The sequence below is a fragment of the Pseudogemmobacter sp. TB195 genome (assembly GCF_058313095.1).
The window spans coordinates 1-563 of the sequence record NZ_JBZEGG010000178.1 but is presented as its reverse complement, the minus strand read 5'-3'; the positions used below and the strand labels follow the sequence as shown (position 1 = coordinate 563).

The 563-nt window shown below is 65.5% G+C and carries 1 protein-coding gene; it reads right to left on the bottom strand.

Annotation, left to right across the window (positions count from 1 at the left end; all coding sequences use genetic code 11):
• Nucleotides 1–424, bottom strand: a 424-nt coding sequence (locus tag AC4FS3_RS29245; protein WP_491023456.1) for a L,D-transpeptidase, incomplete at its 3' end; no start/stop codon positions are given.
• Between the last annotated feature and the right edge of the window lie 139 nt (nt 425–563).

Below are 563 nucleotides of genomic sequence, written 5' to 3'. Positions count from 1 at the left end.
ACAGCGCCCGCGCGCCCAGCGGATTGCCAGGGCCGCCCTTCGTGTCGCGCACATGCGGCCAGCGCTGTTTCATCTCCGCCGGGGGATGCCAGTCCGGCCACTCGGCCTTGCGCTGCACCATGGCGGTTCCTGTCCAGCCAAAGGCTTCGTTGCCGACGGCGACGCCGTAGCGCATCATCTTGCCGCCGGGCAGCACGTAGTAAAGCTGGCGCGCCCTGGTGTCGACGATGATGGTTCCCGGCTCCTCGCCGGTGTCGTCCTTCATCAGGTAGCGGGCGTAGACCGGGTCCTGTTCGGCTTTGGGAACCTGGGCCAGCCATTCGGCGTCGCGGCTGGAAACCTGCGGGTCCGGCGTCGTCGTATAGCAGCCGGCGAGCAAAACAGTGGTCGCGACGGCGACAACGACCCTCGAAAGATACGGCATTCCCAGTCCCTGAGCCGGTGGCGCCGGCGGGCCGGCGAATCGTCATTCAAAATCAGCGTCACCAGCGTTATCCGACCGGCGGTCTGCGTACAATCATCGGCAACATCAACCAAATGAGAGCATGCCTTCCCTGGCCTGC